The 21,698-nt window shown below is 59.4% G+C and carries 19 protein-coding genes; 12 read left to right on the plus strand and 7 right to left on the minus strand.

The features are described from left to right. Nucleotides 1-32: 32 nt before the first annotated feature. The 7 genes from ACW9HX_RS07395 to ACW9HX_RS07425 form a co-directional block, all read right to left on the minus strand. Complete coding sequence (locus ACW9HX_RS07395) at nt 33-788, minus strand: EboA domain-containing protein (RefSeq protein ID WP_457380079.1); 756 nt, start codon at nt 786-788, stop codon at nt 33-35. Continuing rightward, nucleotides 785-1,675 carry a UbiA family prenyltransferase gene (locus ACW9HX_RS07400; RefSeq protein ID WP_457380080.1) on the minus strand — a complete coding sequence of 297 codons (891 nt, stop codon included), beginning with the start codon at nt 1,673-1,675 and terminating at the stop codon, nt 785-787. Before ACW9HX_RS07400 ends, ACW9HX_RS07395 begins: the two co-directional genes overlap by 4 nt. Then, nucleotides 1,672-3,546 carry a 3-dehydroquinate synthase gene (locus ACW9HX_RS07405; protein WP_457380081.1) on the minus strand — a complete coding sequence of 625 codons (1,875 nt, stop codon included), beginning with the start codon at nt 3,544-3,546 and terminating at the stop codon, nt 1,672-1,674. The genes ACW9HX_RS07400 and ACW9HX_RS07405 overlap by 4 nt, the downstream gene beginning before the upstream one ends. Nucleotides 3,547-4,088: 542 nt before the next feature. Next, nucleotides 4,089-5,447, minus strand: a complete 1,359-nt coding sequence (locus ACW9HX_RS07410; protein WP_457380082.1) for an OprD family outer membrane porin — start codon at nt 5,445-5,447, stop codon at nt 4,089-4,091. 62 nt (nt 5,448-5,509) lie between these two features. Continuing rightward, nucleotides 5,510-6,847: a citrate-proton symporter gene (locus ACW9HX_RS07415; protein ID WP_457380083.1), complete on the minus strand. Its 1,338-nt coding sequence runs from the start codon at nt 6,845-6,847 to the stop codon at nt 5,510-5,512. An 83-nt stretch (nt 6,848-6,930) separates the two neighbouring features. Then, nucleotides 6,931-8,319, minus strand: a complete 1,389-nt coding sequence (locus ACW9HX_RS07420) for an amidase (RefSeq protein ID WP_457380084.1) — start codon at nt 8,317-8,319, stop codon at nt 6,931-6,933. 157 nt (nt 8,320-8,476) lie between these two features. Further along, nucleotides 8,477-9,364, minus strand: coding sequence for a LysR family transcriptional regulator (locus ACW9HX_RS07425; protein ID WP_457380085.1), 888 nt, complete (start codon nt 9,362-9,364; stop codon nt 8,477-8,479). 136 nt (nt 9,365-9,500) lie between these two features. On the opposite strand from ACW9HX_RS07425, the gene ACW9HX_RS07430 reads away from it, so the two are divergent. From ACW9HX_RS07430 to ACW9HX_RS07485, 12 genes are all read left to right on the plus strand, one after another. Further along, nucleotides 9,501-11,042, plus strand: coding sequence for an AMP-binding protein (locus tag ACW9HX_RS07430; RefSeq protein ID WP_457380086.1), 1,542 nt, complete (start codon nt 9,501-9,503; stop codon nt 11,040-11,042). After that, nucleotides 11,029-11,289, plus strand: a complete 261-nt coding sequence (locus tag ACW9HX_RS07435; protein ID WP_457380087.1) for an acyl carrier protein — start codon at nt 11,029-11,031, stop codon at nt 11,287-11,289. The genes ACW9HX_RS07430 and ACW9HX_RS07435 overlap by 14 nt, the downstream gene beginning before the upstream one ends. A gap of 29 nt (nt 11,290-11,318) precedes the next feature. Further along, complete coding sequence (locus ACW9HX_RS07440; protein WP_457380088.1) at nt 11,319-12,446, plus strand: acyl-CoA dehydrogenase family protein; 1,128 nt, start codon at nt 11,319-11,321, stop codon at nt 12,444-12,446. Between the two features lie 39 nt (nt 12,447-12,485). Beyond that, complete coding sequence (locus ACW9HX_RS07445) at nt 12,486-13,667, plus strand: acyl-CoA dehydrogenase family protein (RefSeq protein ID WP_457380089.1); 1,182 nt, start codon at nt 12,486-12,488, stop codon at nt 13,665-13,667. Nucleotides 13,668-13,673: 6 nt separating this feature from the next. Further along, nucleotides 13,674-14,876: an MFS transporter gene (locus ACW9HX_RS07450; RefSeq protein ID WP_457380090.1), complete on the plus strand. Its 1,203-nt coding sequence runs from the start codon at nt 13,674-13,676 to the stop codon at nt 14,874-14,876. Continuing rightward, nucleotides 14,876-15,670 carry an alpha/beta fold hydrolase gene (locus ACW9HX_RS07455; RefSeq protein ID WP_457380091.1) on the plus strand — a complete coding sequence of 265 codons (795 nt, stop codon included), beginning with the start codon at nt 14,876-14,878 and terminating at the stop codon, nt 15,668-15,670. Before ACW9HX_RS07450 ends, ACW9HX_RS07455 begins: the two co-directional genes overlap by 1 nt. Nucleotides 15,671-15,712: 42 nt before the next feature. Further along, complete coding sequence (gene panB, locus ACW9HX_RS07460) at nt 15,713-16,537, plus strand: 3-methyl-2-oxobutanoate hydroxymethyltransferase (protein ID WP_457380092.1); 825 nt, start codon at nt 15,713-15,715, stop codon at nt 16,535-16,537. A 299-nt stretch (nt 16,538-16,836) separates the two neighbouring features. After that, nucleotides 16,837-17,505, plus strand: coding sequence for a GntR family transcriptional regulator (locus ACW9HX_RS07465; protein ID WP_457380093.1), 669 nt, complete (start codon nt 16,837-16,839; stop codon nt 17,503-17,505). Between the two features lie 79 nt (nt 17,506-17,584). Further along, a complete protein-coding gene (locus ACW9HX_RS07470) occupies nt 17,585-18,391 on the plus strand; it encodes an ABC transporter substrate-binding protein (RefSeq protein WP_457380094.1) in 807 nt (268 codons plus the stop codon). A gap of 11 nt (nt 18,392-18,402) precedes the next feature. Continuing rightward, entirely contained in the window at nt 18,403-19,179 is a 777-nt protein-coding gene (locus tag ACW9HX_RS07475) for an amino acid ABC transporter permease (RefSeq protein WP_457380095.1), read from the plus strand. A 2-nt stretch (nt 19,180-19,181) separates the two neighbouring features. Then, entirely contained in the window at nt 19,182-19,961 is a 780-nt protein-coding gene (locus tag ACW9HX_RS07480) for an amino acid ABC transporter ATP-binding protein (protein ID WP_457380096.1), read from the plus strand. Nucleotides 19,962-20,021: 60 nt separating this feature from the next. Then, a complete protein-coding gene (locus ACW9HX_RS07485; protein ID WP_457380097.1) occupies nt 20,022-21,632 on the plus strand; it encodes a gamma-glutamyltransferase family protein in 1,611 nt (536 codons plus the stop codon). The last annotated feature ends 66 nt before the right edge of the window (nt 21,633-21,698 follow it).

The raw sequence follows: 21,698 nt of genomic DNA on the forward strand, positions 1-21,698 counted from the left end.
TCCTCGTCAGGGGAAAAAGGAATCGTTGGGCATCAGTTCAGGTGGCCGCGCCATTCCGGCGGCAAGCGTTGTTGTCGGTCCAGGTTGACCAGTCGCTGGCGTTGCGCAGGGCCGAGCTGGTCGAAGGCAATCGCCAGGGGCAATCCGGCGGACACCGTTCGGTCAGCGGCGAGCTGTTCTTCCAGCAGGTCGAGGGCCAATTGGTTGAGCGTGGCGCTGTGTCGCTGCGCCAGCCCGATCAGGCGACGCACGTCGAGCCCCATCCCCAGCGCCTTCAGCACCAGTTGGTGAAAGGCCCGTTCCGGGTAGTGACGCGATGGATAGGGCGTGTCGAGGGCGAGGGCGGCAAACACCTGGCTGTTACTGGTGCGACCGGCCTGCAATGCCAGTTCGATGCATACCCCGTGGCTGTCGAACCAGTCGAGGGCTTTGAGGGTGGCGATCTTTTCCTGATCATCACCCCACAGAAAAAGCTGGCGCAGCAGGGACAATTGTCCGTCCTCAGAGGACAGTTCAAGGACCTGCGCCAGCAACAACGCGCGAGCCAGTTGGATCAGGCTCCAGTGGCTGTCGGGCAGTGCACGGTCACGCAGATGACGCTTGCACTGGCCGCTCAAGAGCGCCGCAGTATTGGCGTCCGGCTGCCGGGCCAGTTGCGCCTGTGCCAGACGCCACCAGTACAGCTCGGTGTCATCCAGTTGTCGGGTCAAGACCTGAAGGTGTTCGGCGAGGCAATCGTGGCGCATGCCGAGGGCCGCCGTCGGCGGCGCAGTGACGTCCATGTTCATGTCGGTTTGATCCAGCGCTGAAAGTGTGGGAGCAGGAAAAACACCAGGACACACAGCAGACTGCCCAATGGCTGGTTGGCCACGGCCATCACCAACGCATCGAACAGTGGCAGCGCCGCCAGACCGGCCCCGATAAAGGCGCGGACTTTTCGATGCTGCGGGTTGGCCAGGTTTCGCCAGTAGTGCCAGCCCAGCCAGCCGAGCCAGAGCAGCAACACCGGCCAGAACCACAGGTTGTCGGAGTAGATCGCTAATGCGAGCGGGCTCAGCATCAGGAGCAACGGCAGACGGCTGAGCAACTGGTTGTTGTGCTCATTGCGGGCCAGGTAGGTCAGCCCGCTGATGTAGACCCCCAGCAACATTGCGCAGAGCCAGATCGGCTCCGGTGGCACTGCCAGACTGGCTGCCGCCGTGAGGTACAGCGCCGAGCGGCAGGCGCCCATCAACCAGACGCTGTGGGCGTATTTTTTGTGCAGCACGTTGTAGCCAATGATGCAGGCCACTAACAGGGTGACGCTGGCCAGCAGCCAATGCGGCTGATCGATCAGTTGGCTCAGGCCCAGCACCGAAGCCGCCGCCAGTGTCAGCAGCAGCACGGTGGCGAGGCGTACTTGCTGGCGGCTGACCAGCCCCAGCGTGATGGGGCGCGGATTCTGGTGTTGCTGATCCCAGTCGGCATCCAGAAGATCGTTGAGCAACATGCCGGCCAGATACAGCAACGACAGCGTGAACAGCAGCAGAATCCACACCAGTGACGAGGGCGGTGCCAGGGCTCCGGCGCTGCTGGCCAGCAGGGCGGCGGCCAGGGTGTTGGTCCACACCGTGGGCAGGTTGGAGACCCGGCCCAGGGTCATCCAGGTTTTGAGGCTTTGCGGGGTCTGGCTCATTTCGCGAAACCCTCGCTCAGGTCGAGCGCCGGAGCGTTGCGGGCGGACAGCTTCAGCAGCGCCTGTTCCATTTGCGCGTCGTCGATTTCATGCAAGTCCAGCGACTGGCCGATTCCACTGAGCATGGGAATCGAGAGTTGCCCGCCGAGGTGCTGGCGGAACTCCTCCAGCCCAAGCAACAGCGGTGAGCGACCTTGCGCATCTTTGAGGGTCAGTTCCGGCGGGCACAGGTTGAAACCGAGCCTGGTCAACAGGTTCATCACACGGTCAGTGTCAGCATCACTCAACAGGCCGAGGGCATTGGCGTAGAGCCCGTCGAGGGCCATGCCCACTGCGACGGCTTCACCATGGCGCAACCGGTGGTGGCTGAGGTTTTCCAGTTTGTGCGCGGCCCAGTGCCCGTAATCCAGTGGCCGGCCGTTACCGCGTTCGAAGGGATCGCCGGCGCCGGTGATGTGCGCCAGATGCAATTCTGCGCAGCGGCGAATCGCATAGCGGCTGGCCGGGTGATCGAAGCGAGCGAGGGCGTCGGCCTGTTGCTCCATCCATTCGAAGAACGCCTGATCCTTGATCAGCGCGACTTTCACCGCTTCGGCCAGCCCGGCGATCTGGTCGCGACGGGTAAGGCTGGTCAGCAACTGGAAGTCATTGATCACGGCCGTGGCGGGGTAGAAGGCCCCGAGCAGATTCTTCTGGCCGAAGGCATTGATGCCGTTTTTCACCCCGATGCCCGCGTCGTTCTGGGCCAGAACGGTGCTCGGCACGCGGATCAGGCGGATACCACGGTGGAAGGTGGCGCAGGCGTAGCCCACACAATCCAGCACCGCGCCACCACCCAGGGCCAGGACATAACAATGCCGGTCCAGCCCATGGTGCAGCATGTCGGCGTAGAGCTGCTGCAACACCTGCGAATGCTTGCTCAGTTCACCGGCCGGAACGGCAATCGGCGGCGCCTGCAAATGCAGGTCCGCTGCATGGGCGGCAAAGTAGTCATCGATCTGCTTCAGCAGTGGCGGGGTGCTTTTGAGCAGTTGTTCATCAGCGAACAGCATCACCGTCACTCGGCCGTTTTGCCGGGCGGTGAGTTGCTGATGCAGGCAAGGGTTGAGCGGGTCGAACAGATGATCGGTGAACACCACCGGGTAGTCGTAACTGACCTCGAAACGCCCGTGCAGCGCTTGATCGGCGCTGCGTTTGCGCAAGGCCTTGAACAGGCTGTACCCCGCGATGAACAGCCCCGGCAACACCATGCTGGCGAGAATGGTCACCAGCAGCGCGTTCTCTTCGACGAGGAATGTGCCAATGGCGCTGTAAGCCAGCGCCAGACCGGCGTTGGCCAAGGTGGTGACCAGAACGAAAGAGCGCAGCGGATAACGTTGCATGCCCGCCGCCACCACAGAGGTTTCAGCCAATACCGGCACGCCGCGCAGACAGATCAACGACAACGTGCCCAATCGATACCCGAGTTGCCCGGGCCGGCGCTGATGCAGGCCGAGGCGGCCGGAGAGCATCCGGAAATAACCGGCACCCAGCGCATAACCCAATCCGGCACCCAGGCACAGGCCAATGAAAATCACCAGATAACCGCCGACACTGCCGAGCATGGCCACGGCCAGTAGCGCGACCACGCTGGAAGGCACGGGCAGCACAACGTCCAGCGCCAACAAAGCGATCAACAAAAGCGCCAGGTTGAGCTGTTGGGTGGGGGAAGAGGGCTGGTACAGGTCGAGATGAGTGAGGAAGTCCTGGATCTGCTGTTCGAACAACAGAAAACTGGCGATCACAAGACCTGCAAAGCAAAACAGTGACAGCCAAAAATGTTCGGCTGGCGCCTTTTTCGAGAGCGCACGATACCAACGGCTGTGCTTCATCAAGCATCCCTCTTGAATTGTTATGACTGAGTTCCGTTCAGCAACAAAAAGCAGAGTCTGAATTATTTCAGGGGAATGAATACTCCCGCCTTGAAGGCTGTTTTTATTGTTCGGTTGATGGTGCCTGTGAAGATATTCATGAACCTAGACGGTTGTTGTGGTTTTGCAAGTCGATCGAGTAATGGCGTTTTTCAGGGATTGTTTAGTGGGTGTGGAAGTGTCGGACGCAGGTGTTTGAAGGCCGTAGATTTATTCAACAAATTCAACGGAATGAGTGAGTTTGTTGCAGTACCTTAAACACTGTTTGATTGGCGAAATGAGAAGGGTTTTCAACGAGATTAATTAGCAAGCTATTTAGATGGTGGCCATGTGGCATTATTTTTTGTTATTTGAGTTATTGCCGCTGGCTATAAGACGATCTGTTCCTTGAATCATTGATTGAGTGGGCCCAAGTAAAAATTTGAAGTTCTGATGCGTGATTGAGTGAAAGAGGCCTTGTGTCTACCGCCACCGCTGCTTTCGGTGGCGGAATTCTCTGATCTTCAGAACAGGTTGATCGGCACATTGGCGACGACACGGAACTCGTCGTAACTGCCGTCAATCTGCCCGCTACTCGCGAGGTGGTTGTAAACGATGGTGCGCAGCACCGAGTTTTTGAGTTTTCCGGACTGAATGGTGTATGCCAGCATCAGGCCGTTTTCGTTGTGTTTCGCGTTGTCCAGACTGCGCACGTTGTAGCCGGTATGGTGGCCGTTGCGGTCGCCGTCGTAGTGAGTGCCGTCGATGCCCCAACCTTTGGCGTGCCACAGGCTGGCGGTAAGGCCTGGGACGCCGTAGGCCGCGAAATCCAGGTCGTAGCGCAACTGCCAGGATTTTTCGTTGGGGCCGTTGTAGTCCGCGTACAACGAGTTGGCCATGTAGTTGCCCGTAGACTCCCACACATAGTCAAAGTACTCGTTGCCGAATATTTGCTGCCAGGCAAGCGTCAGGCTGTGGGCCAGGTGAGTGCCGGTGAAGGCCAGGCTGGCGGCGTTGTTGTCGATGTAGCCAAGGTTTTTCTCGCCCGAATCGCTTGTGTGGTAGTAGTTGAAAGCGGTCTTTAGAGCCAGATTGCCTGAGTCGCCCATGCGATGCGTCACGCCGACGTAAGTCTGGTCCCACATGTCTTCGAAACGCGAGGCGTAGACACTGGCTTCCAGCCCGAAACCTGGTTTGACCGTCGCCCCGAGGTAGCTGATGCGTGCGCCACTGTAGGCGCGGTTGCCGAAGGTGGTGGTCAGTTTTTCGGCGCCGGTGCCGGTGCGCGGAATCGCCCGTTCGAAGCTGCCGCCCTGCACCGACAGCCAGTCAAGTTCGTTGCTGAACAGGCCCACGCCCTGGAAACTGGAGGGCAGGGCGCGGTTGTCCTTGTAGCGCAGGATCGGATTCTCGGTCATCAGCCGGCCGGCCTTGAGCTCGGTGTTGGACAGGCGTAAACGCACATCACCGACACCCAGGCGACTCCAGGTGGGAATCGCATCGCCGTCGCCGTCTACCAATACCCGGTCGCCGCCGTTGGCCACTTTCCCATGGCCGCGCTCCAGGTTTACGGCACTGAAGATTCCTGCATCCATGCCGACACCGATCAAACCCTGGGTATAGCCGGAGCTGTACTTGAGCATGCTCGCCTGTACCCACGTCTCGCGAATGCGGGTGGGTTCGATACCGCCGGGTTTCTTGATGATCAGGTGCGTGGTGCGCTTGGTGTGCTGGTTGGAATAGTAATGACGCAGGTTCAGGTCCAGGGTGCTGCCTTCCAGAAAGCCCGGCGCGTTGGCCTGTGTCTGTTCTGGAGCGAATGGCTGAGCGAAAGCCTGGGTGCCGGATGCCAGAGTGACGGCCAGCAAAATACGTGGGTACATGGTAAATCCCATATAGATCGGATGTAAGGCAAGCGTCCCGGGATGATCCAGGGACGTATTTGTCAGTTGGCCGGGGCTTCTGCAAACCGTGGTGCGTGGGCGGGCAGCGACGGACGTGTCTCTTTGGCGAGCCCGGCGGCGGTCAGGCACACCAGGTTAGCGATCAGCAGGTACCAGACCGGTGACATCGGGTCACCGGTTATGCCGATCAGCCAGGTAATGATGATCTGCGCGGTACCGCCAAACGCGGCGACACCAAAGGCGTAGACGATGGAGAAACCGGTGGAACGCACCGATTTCGGGAAACTCTCCACCAGCAACACGATCAACGCTGCGCCGCTCATGCCATGCAGGCCCGAGAGGACCGCGAGGGTCAGCAGGAAGGTTGCGGGGCTGGGGTGTTCGGTCATCAGTTGCAGGGCCGGAAACAGGATCAACAGCAGCACCACTCGGGGCGTCATCAGTATTACCCGACGCCCGAAGCGGTCGCTGAGCATGCCGCCGGCTACCGCACACACCGCCATGGCAGCGCCGGCCACCAGGGTCGAGAGCATGGAGATGCTGGTGGGCAGCTTCAGTTCGGTGAGGGCGAAGGTGGTCATGTAGTTCAGGAAGTACTGGGTGATGGTGCTGCCGGAAAGAATCAGCAGCCCCAACACCAGCGCGCGCCGGTGTTTGCCGAGTACTTCACGTATCAGTTCGCCCGTGCCGGTTGGCTCGCTATGGCCGTGGAAGGTCTCGGCGAGATTGCGGCGGATGTAGATACCGATCGGCAACACCAACAGACCGAACACGAACGGCACACGCCACCCCCAACTGTTGAGGTCTTCCGGGGACAGGACTTTGGTCAGGATGAAACCCACCAGCCCGGCGACCATGGCCGCGACACCCTGGGCAACCACTTGCCAGCAGGCATAGGTTGCGCGTTTGTGAGGAGGCGCCGCTTCAAGAATGTAGGTGGTGGCGGGGCCGGCTTCACCGCCCCAGGCCAGGCCCTGGATCATGCGGGTGACCACCAGCAGGATCGGCGCGGCGATGCCGATGGTCTCGTAGCCGGGCAATATGGCGATACTGCCGGTACCCACTGCCATCATCACCAGACTCATCAGCATCGCCGGTTTGCGCCCGATGCGGTCGGCGTAGGCGCCGATCAGTACCGCGCCAAGCGGCCGGACGATAAAACCCGTGCCGAACGCGATGACCGATAGCATCAGGCTGACGAAGGCACTGTCGGACGGGAAAAACGTGTGGCCGATCATCACTGCAAACGTTGCGTATACACCGAAGTCGAAAAACTCCACGGCGTTACCCAGGATGACAGCGAAGATGCTTTTCTTGCCGACACCGGGCGTGGGTGTTCCGCGCGCAGGATCGGGTTGTGTCAATGGTTGTACGGGCATTCCGTTGCCTTTCAGGTCGATAGCGCTCCGGCCGGGAAGGTCCGGAGCGACAAGGTGGGAAGGAGAATCCTGAAGGAGCGGATTCAGGCAGGATTCGGCCAGCAATGGATTGCGCCACGCCAGTTTTCGTAGGTTTTGGCGATTTGCAGCAGCCACTGATCAGCGAAGCGCGGGGCGATCATCTGCAGTCCGATGGGCATGCCGTCGGCGGCGAAACCGCAATTGATCGACAGTGCCGGTTGTTCACCCATGTTCCACGGCACCGTGAACACGATGTGTTCGAACGGTTGCTGCGGGTCATTGCTCGGTGACGGCCAGTCGGCTGCAAAGGCGTTGACCTGGTTGGTGGGGGAGAGCACCAGGTCGACTGTGTCGAACAATTGAGCGGCGCGGCGGCGCATCTCGAAGGTCTGATTGAAGCCCCTTACGGCTTCCACGCCGGAGATATCGGCGCCCGGGGCGGCCCAGTCGCGAATGTACGGCAAGACTTTGTCGAATTGCTCGCTGCTCAAGGTCGACAGTTCAGCCCATTGGCGAGCGCGCCAGAACTGGTCGAGGCCGTCGAGCTGGGCGCGGTCCATGATCGGCGCCACCACTGTGACCCTGGCGCCGTGGGCTTCGAACAACCGAGCGGCTTGCTCCACGGCTTGACAGACGAACGCCTCAGGGGCGAGGCCTGCACCGGGCTCGAGCATCAGGCCGATACGCAGTCCCTTCACCGACAGCGGCTGATTACTCCATGGTGTGGTGAGCGGTGGCAGGCTGGTCGCGTCGCGCGAATCGGGGCGGGCCAGGTGTTGCATCAACAACACGCAATCGTCGACCGTACGGGTCATCGGGCCGGCAGTGCGGCCGGTGTAATAAGGATCGATGGGAATGCGCCCCAGCGTCGGCTTGAAACCGACCAGCCCGCACCAGCCTGCGGGCAGTCGCACCGAACCACCGATATCGGTACCGACGTGCAGAGGCCCGTAACCGGCGGCGGCTGCGGCGGCAGCCCCGGCACTCGATCCGCCCGGGTTGTTGGCTGGGTTCCAGGGGTTGCGGGTGATGCCATGAAAACTGGAAAGGCCCGAAGAGAGCATGCCGAAATCCGGGACGGTGGTCTTGGCCAGGATGATTGCCCCGGCTTCACGCAAGCGCGCGGCGGGCGGTGCATCCTGGCGCGCCGGGGTCAGTCGGGTGGCGGCACTACCCAGCGGGATGGGCTGCCCCTCGGTGGCGATCAGCTCCTTAAGGGTCACCGGCACACCGTCGAGGGCGCCGTTGGGTTGGCCTTTGTTCCAGCGCTCGGTGGAGGCTTGGGCCTGCTGACGCACGTGTTGCGGGTCGAAGGCGTAGAGCGCGTTGATCTGTGGCTCCCAGCGGTCGATGTGGTTCAGTAGCTGGTCGTAATAGTCGATTGGAGTGAGTTGCCGACTGGCGAATCGGGCCAGCAATTCGGCGGCCGTAAGGGTGTGCAGGTCACTCATCATTCTCTTCCTTGGAATGGGCCGGTGGGTTGCAATGGGGGGCGACTATATACACCCCGCCGCGTATCGGCCAACACCTGTTCAGCAAAAGCGCAGGGGCATTTCTGTTCAGACCTTTGTTTATTGGCGCAGGGAACGGCGGCGAAGAAATGCCGGATTATTGGCCAGCGTCGGTTGCCAGGAGTTCGAGCCATTGCTGTGCCGCGACCGACAGTTGCGCGGTCTTGCGCCAGATGACGACGAGTTGCCATTGCAGTTCGGCGCATTCGAGCGGGACGATTTCCACACCGGGCGGAATATGGTGTTGGGCCAATAGTCGGGGCAATACCAACAGGCCTGCGTTCGCGGCCACCAATGACAGGCAGAAGGCCAGATTGTCGCTCCTGGCAGCCTGCAGGCGACTGACATCCACGGCTGGGCAGCAGAGTTTGATGCGGTGATTGAGGATCGAGGCGCCCTGCAGTTGCACCCATGGGTGATGCGCCAGATCCGGCAACGTCAGTCGATGGCGGTTGGCGAGCGGGTGGCGAGGCGGCAGGACGACAACCAGTGGTTCCTCACAAATCGGCAACCAGGCCAGGTCATCTCCGTCGGGTCGCAGACTGATAGCCAGTTCTATCTCGCCCTTGCGAACGGCCTCTTCCAGGGCCAGGCCTCCTTGCTCACGCAATTGAAGCTCCACTTGGGGAAAGCGTCGCCGAAACTCGGTCAACACGACCGCTATATGATCGGTACTGCCTAACGGCGGCAATCCCAACTGAAGGACACCGGAAACGAGGCTATTGAGCAGGTTTACGTCAGTCAGCATTTGCTTGCTGCGGCTCAGCAATCCCTTGGCGTGACGGAAGACCACTTCACCCGACGGGGTCAGGCGTGACGGTACGCCTGGACGGCTGCGAACCAATAGCGTTGTACCCAGTTCTTCTTCGAGTAATTGAACGGCTTTGCTAAGTGCCGACTGGGTGACGTGAATAGTGTGGGATGCCTTCGAAAAGCTTCCATGCTCGGTCACTTCCACGAAGTAGCGCAAGTTCTTCAGGTCCATCTTGTATTCCATTTCCGCATAGAGTTTATAAAAATTGTTCACTCACTCCGGTTGGAGAAATGCTTCTACTATCGCCCCCCGAAAAAACGTCCGGATACAAAGACGGGGAACATTAAACCAGAAGTAGAGGCCAACCTTGTTCAGTGATTGTATTCGGCTTGATCAGGCGCTGGTTGAAGCTGCACAGCGCTATCCACAGCGGCCCGCGTTACAAGCGGAAGATGCATCATTCAGCTATCAACAATTGAACGAAGCGGTTAATAAGTTATGCGAGTTAATGCGCGCAGAAGGCGTGCACGCCGGTGATCGGGTAGGCATCTATATTGCGAAGAGCGCAGCCGCTGTTGTCGCCATTTATGCCGCATTGAGGTTGGGGGCATTAGTTGCTCCGATGGATGTAAAAGACCCCGCTGAACGGGGCGCACAGATGTTGGCCAACGCCGATCTCGATTTTTTATTGGCTAGTTCAGCAAGCCTGACAGCCGCAAACAGGCTGGTTTCCATTCATGGCCAGTCTGGCGACGCTCGCGCAGTAGGCGACCTTCGGCTGTTCCCCTTGCGAGGACAATCCCGTCGACATGCCGGATGCGAGGGTGGCTATGTTCTGTTTACCTCTGGCAGCACCGGCACCCCCAAAGGTGTATGCCTGTCCCACGCCAACGTCCTGCATTTTGCGGCCTGGGCGGCACGCGAAGTTGCTCTGGACTGTGAAGATCGTGTCGGATCACAAGCGGCGCTCACCTTCGATCTGACGACTTTCGATCTGTTCTCTACCGCACTGGCCGGCGCCTGCCTTTGTCTGTTGCCAGACTATCTCAAGGCCTTTCCTCGCGATGTGACGCGCTGGCTGGGCGAGCAGTGTATCTCAGTGTTCTACGCAGTACCCACCTTGTATCAGATGCTGCTTCAGCAGGGCGGGATCGAGCAAGCAAGGCCGTCTGCACTGCGCGCTGCGATGTACGCCGGCGAACCGTTCCCGCCACAACTGCTCAAGCGCTATCTGACGGCATTCCCCGATTTGCCGTTCTACAACCTGTATGGGCCAACGGAAACCAATGTGTGCACCGCGGAACAGGTGAGTCTGGCGAATATCGAGACGGCGTTGCCATCGATCGGTTGGGCGATTGACGGCGTGGAAGTCGACATCATTGGTGACGATGGATGCGCGGCGTCGGAGGGTGAAATTTTCGTCTCGGGGCCGACTGTATTTGCCGGTTATCTGGTTGATGGCATCTGTCGCGATGCCCGCCGTGCGGTGTACTTCCGCGATGGCTTGGAAAGGCTGGCCTATGGGACGGGGGATATCGGTTATCAGGCGGCGGATGGTCGCTTTCATCTGCAGGGTCGACGTGACCATCAGGTGAAACGTCGAGGCCATCGCATTGATCTGCTGGACATAGAAAGTGCGGTATTGGCATTGCCTGGTGTTGAAACCGCCGCCGTTGTCGCTCGCCATGGCACAGAGCCGGAGTGCGAGATCTGGGTATATGTGGTGAGTGCAACGACAGGTCGTGATGAGATTGTTCGCGGCTTGAGCGCAGCATTGCCAAAGAGGATGCAACCGGATGGTGTTTCTATGGCGCGAAAGTTGCCGACGACTGCCAACGGCAAAATAGATCGACGTGCCTTGAGCATGTTGAGTGTAAACATGGAAGAGACAAGTAATGAAGAACATTGAAACGCTGTGCACACTGATTCATTCGAATCTGCTGACTCAATATCAAGGTGCTGACCTTGTTGTTGTACCGGATACGGCGCTATTGGAAGAAGGCTGGCTGGACTCTCTGACGATCATATCCATCGTTGCCGACGTTGAGAAAAAGTTCGGGATAGCGTTCCCCGAAGACAAAGTTATTGCGGCTTCATTTCGCACGCCGGCCGCACTATGGGCGGTCATTGAGGCCAACCTGGTCGAACTCGCTTGAACCTGTACCGATAACAGAGAGGGCGAGTGATGTTGTTCGCAGACGAAGACAAGTTAGTTGAACAGACGGTGCAGGAAAGTTGCCTTCAGGGGCAGGCTTTGCTGCCCGAACTGGAGGGAAAGACCTTCCGCGAGCAATGGCAGCTGGCTGCGGCGACAGGGCTGCTGCACACCTCCAATGGCACCGTGACAAACAAACTGGCGATGGTGGAAGGACTGGGCATGAGTGGTCTGAGTCCTGCCCTTTGCTATGCGCTGGCTTCACAACTGTTCGGTATGCAATTGCCCATGCAGCCCTGGTTGAATGCCGAGCAGCGCAGACAACTGGCAGGCCTGGAAACCGGAGAGACGCTGTTGTGTCATGCACTGACTGAAGTGCAGGGCGGCAGTGATCCGAAGTCGATGGAAACCGTGGCTGAACGTCAGGCGGACGGAAGTTTCCGTTTGACGGGCGAGAAGCGCTTCATTACTGCCGCCCCGGTAGCCGATCACGCGTTGGTGTTCGTGCGCACCGGCAAGGGCCGATCACCTTTCGACTTGTCTGTTGCGCTGGTTGATCTGTCGGATGCGGGCGTCGTGCGCAGCGAACCGCTGGACAAGACCGCGTTGCCCGGCGTTCCGATGGGGGTGTTGAGCTTTGACGGGGTGCGGCTGCAAGAGCACAGCCTGTTGGGCGGCGAGGGCGCGGGTTTCTCTGTCATGACCGCGACCACGACCTGGGAGCGGGCGCTGCTGATGGGGTATGCGCTGGGCCCCATGCGCAGGATGCTGGATCAGACGGTGGAATGGAGCCGGGAGCGAACTCACTTCGGCAGATCCATGAGTTCCAGTCACCTGGTGGCGGGGCATGTGGCTGACATGAGTCTGTACCTGTACCGATCGCGCAAACTGCTCTACGGCATCGCACGGCGAATCGATGCCGGGGTGACGATCCGTCAATTGAGTGGTGAGGCCGCGATGGTAAAGATTTCGGTTTCCGAAGACTTTACGCGGCTGTCGCAGGTGGCCGCCCAGTTGGGTGGTGTGCGTTCTTACATCGCCGATTCCGGTCGGGCGATAGATCTCATCAGCCCCTTGGCGTCAATGACCTATGCCGGCGTGAACGACCTGCTGCGTATCAGCGTGGCACGTCAGGCAGGGTTGCCCGTCGAGAACTGAGCGTCAGCGTTTTTTGAATAATTTATAAGGTCAACGCACATGGCTTTGCCACATCAAATCGATGAAATTCTCTCGTTGGTGGACCGCATCGGTACACAGCTGGTCGACTTGGCCCCGTTGGTGGATAACCAACAATCGGATAGTCGCGAGAGCTATCGACTGATCAAGGAATCGGGTCTGTTGGGCTTGTTGATCCCTCGCGAGGCGGGAGGCGCAGGTCTGAGTTATCTGCAATACAGCCAGGTTCTGGCACGACTGGCCCAGTATGACGCGGCCACTGCACTGGGATTCAACATGCACAACGTGGCGCTTGGCTCGTTGTGTGAGTCGGCGGGGAAGTCGTTGTCAGCGGCGGCGGATGCCTTTCGTGCCTGGGTATTTGATGAGGTGATCGCGCACAACAAGATGTTCGCATCGGCGACGTCGGAGCAGGGCAGTGGTGCGCGGTTGCGCGGCATCCAGACACATTACCGACCGCATGAGGGTGGCTTCCTGCTCAATGGCAGCAAGTCTTTCGTGTCGTTGGCCGGCGCTGCCGATTACATCGTCGTCACGGCAAGGCCCGAAGGTAATGACAGTGACAGTGAGATCAGCCACTTCGTGGTCGGTCGCAATGACGAAGGCGTGCAATGCGGGCAGATCTGGGACGGGTTTGCAATGAACGGCACCCAGACCGCCAGCATGACGTTCGAAAATGTGCTTTTGACTCGCCAGCGTTTGTTTCTGGCAGTTGAAGGGATGTCGTTATTCAAGCTGGTTCGTGAGCCGCACTGGATGATTTCCGGCTACACCGGTGTATATCTCGGGATTGCGACGGCGCTGCTGCAACACATCACCGAAGCCGTGCGCGCCACGCCTTCTCAAAAGGAATCCAGCGCAGTCCAACAGGAAATAGGCAGGCTCTCGGCTGAGTTACAAGCGGGACGAGCGCTGCTCAATCACGCCGGCACACTTATCGAGCAACGGCGCGGAACGATAGAGGCCAATGCCGCTGTGCATGCCGCCAAGTACTTCATCGGTGAGCTTGCGCCGAAGATGGCCATGGCGGCGGTGAAGATTTGTGGTGCAAGCACGTTGAACCGCAGCCGACCACTGGAGCGACTGCTGCGTGAATCGTTCTTTTGCAGTGTGATGCCAGCCAAACCGATGGACTGTCTGGAATATCTGGGCAAAGCGCAACTGGGGGTCAATCTGTTCGATACGCGACAGATTGACTGGTAGCGGCCCATGCGAATTTCGGCCCGATACACACGCGCCGCCTGGCTCAGCACTTATCTGTTGCTGGTGGTGATGATGGTGGGCACGTTGCCGACGCCGTTGTATCCGCTCTATGCCGCGCAATTGGACTTGTCGCCGTTTATGGTGACGTTGGTATTCGCGTCCTACGCACTGGCGATCCTGTTCAAACTGATGGTGTTTGGTCGATTGTCTGATTTGCTGGGCCGACGGGCCGTGCTCGGACTCGGGATCGGGCTGACTTTCGCCAGTCTGTTGAGTTTCCTGCTCTGGCCCACGTTGGCCGGCCTGTTCGTCGGGCGAATACTGTCCGGGATGGCAGTCGGGTTGATGGTGGGTGCCACGACGGCCTATCTGGCCGAGTTGCTGAGCAATCGGTCATTCGCGGCGCTGATCTCCAGCTTGAGCAACATGAGTGGCCTGGGGCTCGGGGCGTTACTGTCTGGCTGGGTGGCAGAGGGTGCCGCGCAGCCACTTCACGCCAGTTATATCGTGCTGCTGTTCATGCTGTTGCCAGGTTTGCTGTTGCCATGGCTACCCGAAACCGTAATCCACGGAGGTCCTCGCCCGGCGCTGCGTTTGCAGCGTTTGAGGATACCGAGCGAGATGCGGCAGGCCTTTATGGCCGTAGCGTTGTCGGTGCTGTGTGGCTTCAGTTTCCTTGGCCTGTTCGCCGCACTGGCAGGTCGTTTCCTCGCTGTAGGGCTGCACCACACTGGCCTGTTGTTGAGCGGAGGTATTGTCTTTCTGACGTTTGGCAGCGCTGCCGTCGGCCAGTTGCTGGTGCTGCGATTGGCGCCCCGTCGAGTGGTTCCCGCAGGTGTCTGGCTACTGCCCGTGGCATTGGCCTGTGTCTGGCTGGCCTTTCATTTTGCATCCTTGTCCCTGTTTCTGGGGGGCGCGGTGCTGGGGGGGATGGGGGCGGGCATGGTGCTGCGCGGAGGACTGGGACTGGTGACGATGCTGTCGCCTGCCGATCGTATCGCGGAAGTCAGTTCGGGCTTTTTCGTCGCGGCTTACCTTGGATTGATTGTGCCCGTGGTCGGTGTGGGGCTGCTTTTGTCCGTCTGGGACATGTCTTCAACCATTGGCCTGTTCGGCGGGCTGGTGACGATATTGGTGATTTTCAGCAGCCGCGCGGTCTTGGGGCTTGGCCCGGAACCCGGTCTGTCGATTGCGGTAAGGGGTGAATGATGGCGACGATTTCGCTGAAGGGCGGAGACATTGATTACTTGCTGATCGACGGCGAGTCAGATCTTCCACCGCTGGTGCTGCTGCATGAGGGGCTCGGTTGCGTTGCGATGTGGCGGCGTTTCCCGTATCGACTGGCAGCCATGACCGGACGCCGGGTGCTCGCTTATAGCCGCTATGGTTACGGTCACTCGTCCCGGGCGCAGCTGCCACGTCGTTCTGACTATATGCACGTGGAGGGGCGGCAGGTATTGCCTGAGCTGCTGGAAAAACTGCAGCTTCGAAATCCAGTGCTGGTAGGGCACAGCGACGGCGCGTCCATCGCGCTGCTCCACGCGAGCCAATTCCCCGTGGCCGGGCTGGTGCTGTTTGCGCCACATGTTTTCGTCGAGGACATCACCTTGAGCGGTATCGACGCCGCGCGGAATTCGTTCCTGGCCGGAACGCTGGAACGCCAACTCGCGCTGTTTCACCCCGACCCCAAAGCCGTCTTCGAGGGGTGGAGCAGTGTCTGGCGGTCCGATGATTTTCTTGACTGGAATATTGAGCAGTGCCTGGCCGATATCCGCAGCCCTGCCTTGGTGTTGCAGGGCGATCGGGACGAGTACGGAACGCTGGCGCAGTTGAGCGCGATTCAACGCCAGATTCCAGCCGTAGTCACCCAGTACTGCCTGATCGATTGCGGACACTCGCCGCATCTTGATCAGACAGGTCACACACTTGATCTGATAGTCGAATTCCTTGACCAGATGACGGGCATATCGCCCAAAGCCGAATTGGCGTTTGCGTCGATTTAAGAGGTCCTTCCTTCAACGCTATTTTTGCGAGGAGCTAACTTCATGAGTACCGCAGTCAGTGAAACCCGCCGTCTAACCGTACCGGATATCAGGGCCTGCAAGGGCAAACGCAGGATCGTATCGTTGACCGCACACAATCGATCGCTCGCCGAGATCGTTGACGAGTTTGTCGACGTCATCCTGATGGGGGATTCGACTGCGATGGTTGCCTACGGGCAGCCCAACACGCTGGATTTCACACTGGACCAGACGATTCAGCACAGTCGTGCGGTGGTGCGTGCCACTCAGCGAGCGTGTGTGGTGGCTGATCTGCCCTTTGCCTCCTACCAGGAGTCGCCGGCTCAGGCTTTTCGCAGTGCCGCGCGGCTGATGCAAGAGGCGAATGTCGCAGCGGTAAAGGTGGAAGGCAGTGCGGTCATGGCGCCCACCGTGCAGTTTCTGGTGGAGCGGGGCATTCCAGTGATGGCGCATATCGGGTTGATGCCCCAGTTCGTCAATACCATGGGTGGTTTCAAGGCCCAGGGCATGGACGAACAATCGGCGGACGCTATCCGCGAGGCCGCCCTGGCGATGGAAGCAGCCGGTGCTTTTTGCATCGTGCTGGAAGGGGTGGCAGAGCCGCTGGCCCGCCAGTTGACCGAGGTCCTGCGCGTGCCCACCATCGGAATCGGCGCCTCGCCTGCGTGCGATGGCCAGGTGCTGGTGATCGAAGACATTCTCGGGCTGGGTGGTGAGTTCGTACCGCGCTTCGCGAAACGTTATGCCGATGTGCATGCGGTGATCCGCGATGCCGTGGGGCAGTACGCATCGGATGTTCGTGAGGGCAGTTTCCCTGAGCTTTCGCATTGTTTTGGTGTGAAGCGCTGATTGAGACTGCGCAATGTCTTATTCCACTCGCCTGCTGCGTTGGCAGGCGAGTGGGTTCTGACTGAAGCGTTTTCAAGGGGTGTTACTCGGCTACCGTTCTGCACCTTTTCCGGTCTCGCAATGGGCCATTAGGTAGCAGATCCCGATCTTCGTGCGGGCAAACCTGATGGCTGCGCACGGCGCATTTTCTCCTTAATTCACTCAAATCAAACGCTTGGCGCATTGCTGCGGGTTTTGGCATGCATTCTGCTTTTATGTATCCGTGAATAATTGGATACAAAAAGACAAAAGGTGCCGCCATGCAATTCGCTCCCGCTTACGACCAGCGCCAACCGATGACTGCCGAGGAGGAGGCCTACAACTTTCTTCTGGAAGGCATCTGCGGCGGTCGTTATCGCAAAGGTGACCGGCTGATCGCCGAGGACATTGCCAGTGAAATCGGCATGAGCCGGATGCCCGTGCGCGAAGCCTTTCGCCGTCTCGATGCTCAGGGCCTTGTGACGCTCAGGCCCAATCGCGGTGCGATTGTCAGCGGTCTGGATATCGAGGAAATGCACGAAGTCTTCGAGATGCGCAGCGCCCTGGAGGGGCTGGCGATTCGAGTCGCCGTGCCGAAGATCGATGAGCGTCAGTTGCTGGCGCTGGAACGCCTGCTCGATGAAATGGATGACTACCGCGACGAGAGTGCGGCCTGGGTCAGTCGTCACCGCAAGTTCCATGAATACCTGTGCAGCCTCAGCGGACGACCTCGTCTGGTGAAACAGATCAGCGCGCTTTACTCGCTGATCGAAGCCCCCATGCGTCTTTGGCTACAACACGGAGAGAAGCCGCTGAGTGCACGCGAGGAACACGTGGTGATCCTCGACGCGATTCGCGCCGGTGATGCCGCGAAGGCAGAAGCGGTGGTGCGCGAGCACATCGAAGGTACGGTCCCCGAGCTGATCAAGTTTCTGCAATCGGAAAGATAACCACAGAGCGGGCACCGAACCCGCCGATGTTTTGACTTTGAGTACTGCCCCGTTACTAACCGAACTGGAGTGTCTGGTCATGCATACGTCTCGCCTGTTGTTGGCTGCAATATCCCTGGGGCTCTGTACGCAGTGTGCGGTCGCCGCACCTGCTGTGCCGGAGCGCTTGCTCAAGGTCGACAAACTCACCTATTGCTCGGGCATGGATTCGCCGCCCCTTGTTTCCTTCGATGAAGCGCAAAAGCCCAAAGGCCTGACCGTCGACCTGGGGCTGGAAGTTGCCAAGCGTCTGGGGGACAAAAAGGTCGAGTGGCGGGTGATCCCGTTTTCCGGACTGCTGCCGGCGTTGCTGGCCAAACAGTGCGACATGATCGTCGACCAGTTGTTCGACAAGCCCGAGCGCCGCGAGGTGATCGACATCGTCAACTACATGTATTCCAGCCAGGCGGTGGTGGTGCCCAAGGGCAACCCGAAAGGGCTCAAGACCCTGGCTGATCTGAGCGGACACAAGATTGCGGTGCTCAACGGCTCGACCATCAAGACCTTGCTCGATACCGAGAATGAAAACCTGGCCAAGGCCGGCAAGCCGCCGATGAAACTGGTGGTCTACAACACCGACACCGATGCATTCCAGGCCCTGCGTATCAGTCAGGTCGACGCTTACGGCACCACGGTGGAAACCGCCGGGTATTACGCCGCCATGGCTCCGGACCTGTTCGAGGAAGGCGTTCCAGCCTTCAGCCGGATCCTCACCGGTCTGGGCATTCGCAAGGACGATCCGCAACTGAGTGCCGCCGTGCAGCAGGTGATCACCGACATGCGCAGCGATGGCAGCTACAGCCAGCTCCTGAGTAAATGGCACGTCTCCAGCGACACGCTCGATTGAGGTAACCGTTGATGAATTTCAATTGGGATGTGTTCTGGCAGTACCTGTTGCAGCCCAGCGGGGTCTACCTCACCGGGCTCTGGTTGACTTGCCTGATCAGTGTGCTGGCCATGTTGCTGGGTTGTGTTTTGGGATTGGCGGCGGCGCTGCTGCGGTTATCGAAGAACCCATTGCTGCATCTGCCGGTGCGTTTTTATGTGTGGCTGATGCGTGGGACGCCATTGCTGGTGCAGATCGTCTTCCTCTACACGGCGTTGGCGGCGGGCGGGATTTTCCGCTTCGAAGACATTGAACTGTTCGGCCTGGTGATCCCCGGCAACATCCAGGCCGCGATCATCGCCCTGGGCCTTAATGAAGGCGCATACATGGCCGAGATTATTCGCGCCGGTATCGGCGCCGTGGACAAAGGTCAGTACGAGGCCGGGCGCTCCCTGGGCATGACCTTCGCCAAACTGATGCGCCGCATCGTTCTGCCGCAGGCGTTTCGGGTCATCGTTCCGCCGCTGGGCAACGAGTTCAACGTGATGCTTAAAAACACCACGCTGGTCAGTGTGATCGGTGTGCAAGAGCTGCTGCTCAGCACGCAGATGGTGACTTCGGCGACCTTTCGGGTGTTCGAGTTGTATCTCGTGGTGGCGATCTATTTCCTGTTGCTCACGACGCTGTGGGGGTTCTTCCAGCGCTGGCTGGAGACACGTTTCGGTCAGTCGGATCGACCGTCGTCGCCGCCGCCGGCTTCCAGTCGGATGTTCGGTCGCAGCACGCTGAAACTGCTGAGGGGACGTTAATCATGGCGCACCAAAGTGACGAGCTGATCATCGAAGCGCTGAACATTCACAAGTCGTTCGGCAACCTCGAAATTCTCAAAGGGATTTCCCTGCAAGTCCGGCGCGGTGAAGTGGTGGTGCTGATTGGCGCCTCGGGGTCTGGCAAAACCACGTTTATCCGCTGCATCAATTTGCTGGAAGACATTCAATCCGGGCAGATCCGGGTCAATGGCCAGTCCATGGGCTATCGCACGAAGGCCGATGGCAGCCTGGTGCGGGATTCGGAACGCAACATCGCCCGTCAGCGGCGGGACATCGGCATGGTGTTCCAGCGTTTCAATCTGTTCCCGCACATGACCGCGCTGGAAAACATCATCGAAGCACCGATTCAGGTGTTGGGTGTGCCGCGCAAGGCTGCGGAGGAACAAGCGCGGGCACTGCTCAAACGTGTCGGGCTGGCGGAGAAGGCCAGTCATTACCCCTCGATGCTTTCCGGTGGTCAACAACAGAGGGTAGCGATTGCCCGGGCCCTGGCCATGAAGCCTCAGGCGATGCTGTTCGACGAGCCCACCAGCGCCCTTGATCCGGAAACCGTCGGTGAGGTTCTGCAGGTGATGAAGGAGCTGGCGGAGGAGGGGATGACGATGGTGGTGGTCACCCATGAAATGGGGTTTGCCCGTGAGGTAGCGGACCGCGTAGTGGTGCTCGATCAGGGTGAACTGATCGAGCAGGGACCGCCCGAACAGATTTTCAGTCACCCCACTCATCCGCGTACCCAAGCCTTTCTCAGCCGTGTGCTTTGAGACCTGCGTGGAACCGGATCAAGTCCGGTCAATGAATTCCTGTTTTGAAGAGCCTTTGCCATGCTGAAATTTTCTGCTCATGAGTATCCCTATCCGTCGCAGCGTCAAAGTGTTTTTGCCCGTCGCGGCATGGTGGCGGCGTCCCAGCCTCTGGCCGCTCAGGCCGGTATCGAGATGATGCAAAAGGGTGGCAATGCGATCGACGCCGCCATCGCCACGGCGGCTGCGTTGACCGTTGTCGAGCCTACCGGTTGTGGTCTTGGCGGCGATGCTTTTGCCCTGGTCTGGTTCAAGGACAAGTTGCATGGCCTCAATGCCAACGGTCATGCGCCTGCTGACTTGAGCATCGAAGCAGTCAAGGCGTCCGGCCACGAACAAATGCCGCTGTATGGCTGGACGCCGGTGACGGTGCCCGGCTGCCCATCGGCCTGGGCCGAGCTTTCTCAACGTTTTGGAGTACTGCCGTTCGCTGATTTGCTGCAACCGGCCATCAGCCTTGCGCGGGATGGTTTTGCGCTGTCGCCAGTGGTTGCCCATCAATGGCAGGTTGCTCTGGGCGAGTTCAGTCCTCATCGCAACGAGGTGCTGGACGCCTGGTTCGACACTTTCCTGATTGACGGCCGCGCACCGAGGGCAGGGGAGATCTTTCGTAATCCAGCTCAAGCTCGGACGCTCGAAGAGCTGGCTGAAAGCCGCTGCGAGAGTTTGTATCGCGGCGCTTTGGCTCAGCGCCTGGATGCGCATTCGCGGGCTACGGGCGGGTATCTGCGCGCTACGGATCTGGCGCATTACCGTGCGCAGTGGGTGGAACCGATCCATGTCAATTATCGCGGTGTGGATGTCTGGGAAATTCCGCCGAGTGGACAGGGTCTGGTCGCGTTGATGGCGCTGAAAATTCTCGAGGGTTTTGACTTTGATCATCGTGACAGCCAGCAGACTTGGCATCGTCAATTGGAGGCCATGAAGCTGGCCTACAGTGATGGCTTGCACTACATCACCGATCCACTGCACATGCGTGTGGCGGTGGCCGATCTGTTGAGTGATGACTACAGCGCTCGGCGCCGTGGGCAAATCGGTGAGCACGCTCAGCCACCCAAGCCTGGTGATCCTCACGCCAGCGGTACCGTGTATCTGGCGACGGCCGATGGGCAAGGCAATATGGTTTCGTTCATCCAGAGCAATTACCACGGCTTTGGTTCGGGCGTGGTGCTGCCTGACAGCGGCATCGCGTTGCAGAACAGGGGGCAGGAATTCAGTCTTGATCCGGAACACGCCAACTGCCTGGCTCCGGGCAAGAAGACGTTCCATACGATTATTCCCGGTTTCCTGACCAGGGATGGCCAGGCGCTTGGGCCGTTCGGTGTGATGGGGGGCTATATGCAGCCTCAGGGACATGTGCAGATGGTCATGAACCTGGTGGACTTCGGTCTCAACCCGCAATCGGCGCTTGACGCTCCGCGCTGGCAGTGGCTGGGAGGGATGAAAGTGGGGATCGAGCAGGGGGCTTCGAGGGATTTGGCCAATGCCTTGGCGCGGCGGGGACATGAAGTACAGATCGCCTGTGACCTGACGGATTACGGCCGGGGACAGATTATTCTTCGTGATCCGGTCAGTGGTGTGCTTTGTGGCGGGACTGAGCCCAGGGCGGATTCGCATATTGCAGTTTGGTAAAAACACGTTAACGAAGAGAGCGAAAAATGAGGCTAACATCTTCGAATGTGTCGACATTTTAGGTTA

The organism is Pseudomonas sp. SDO52101_S400, assembly GCF_054071635.1.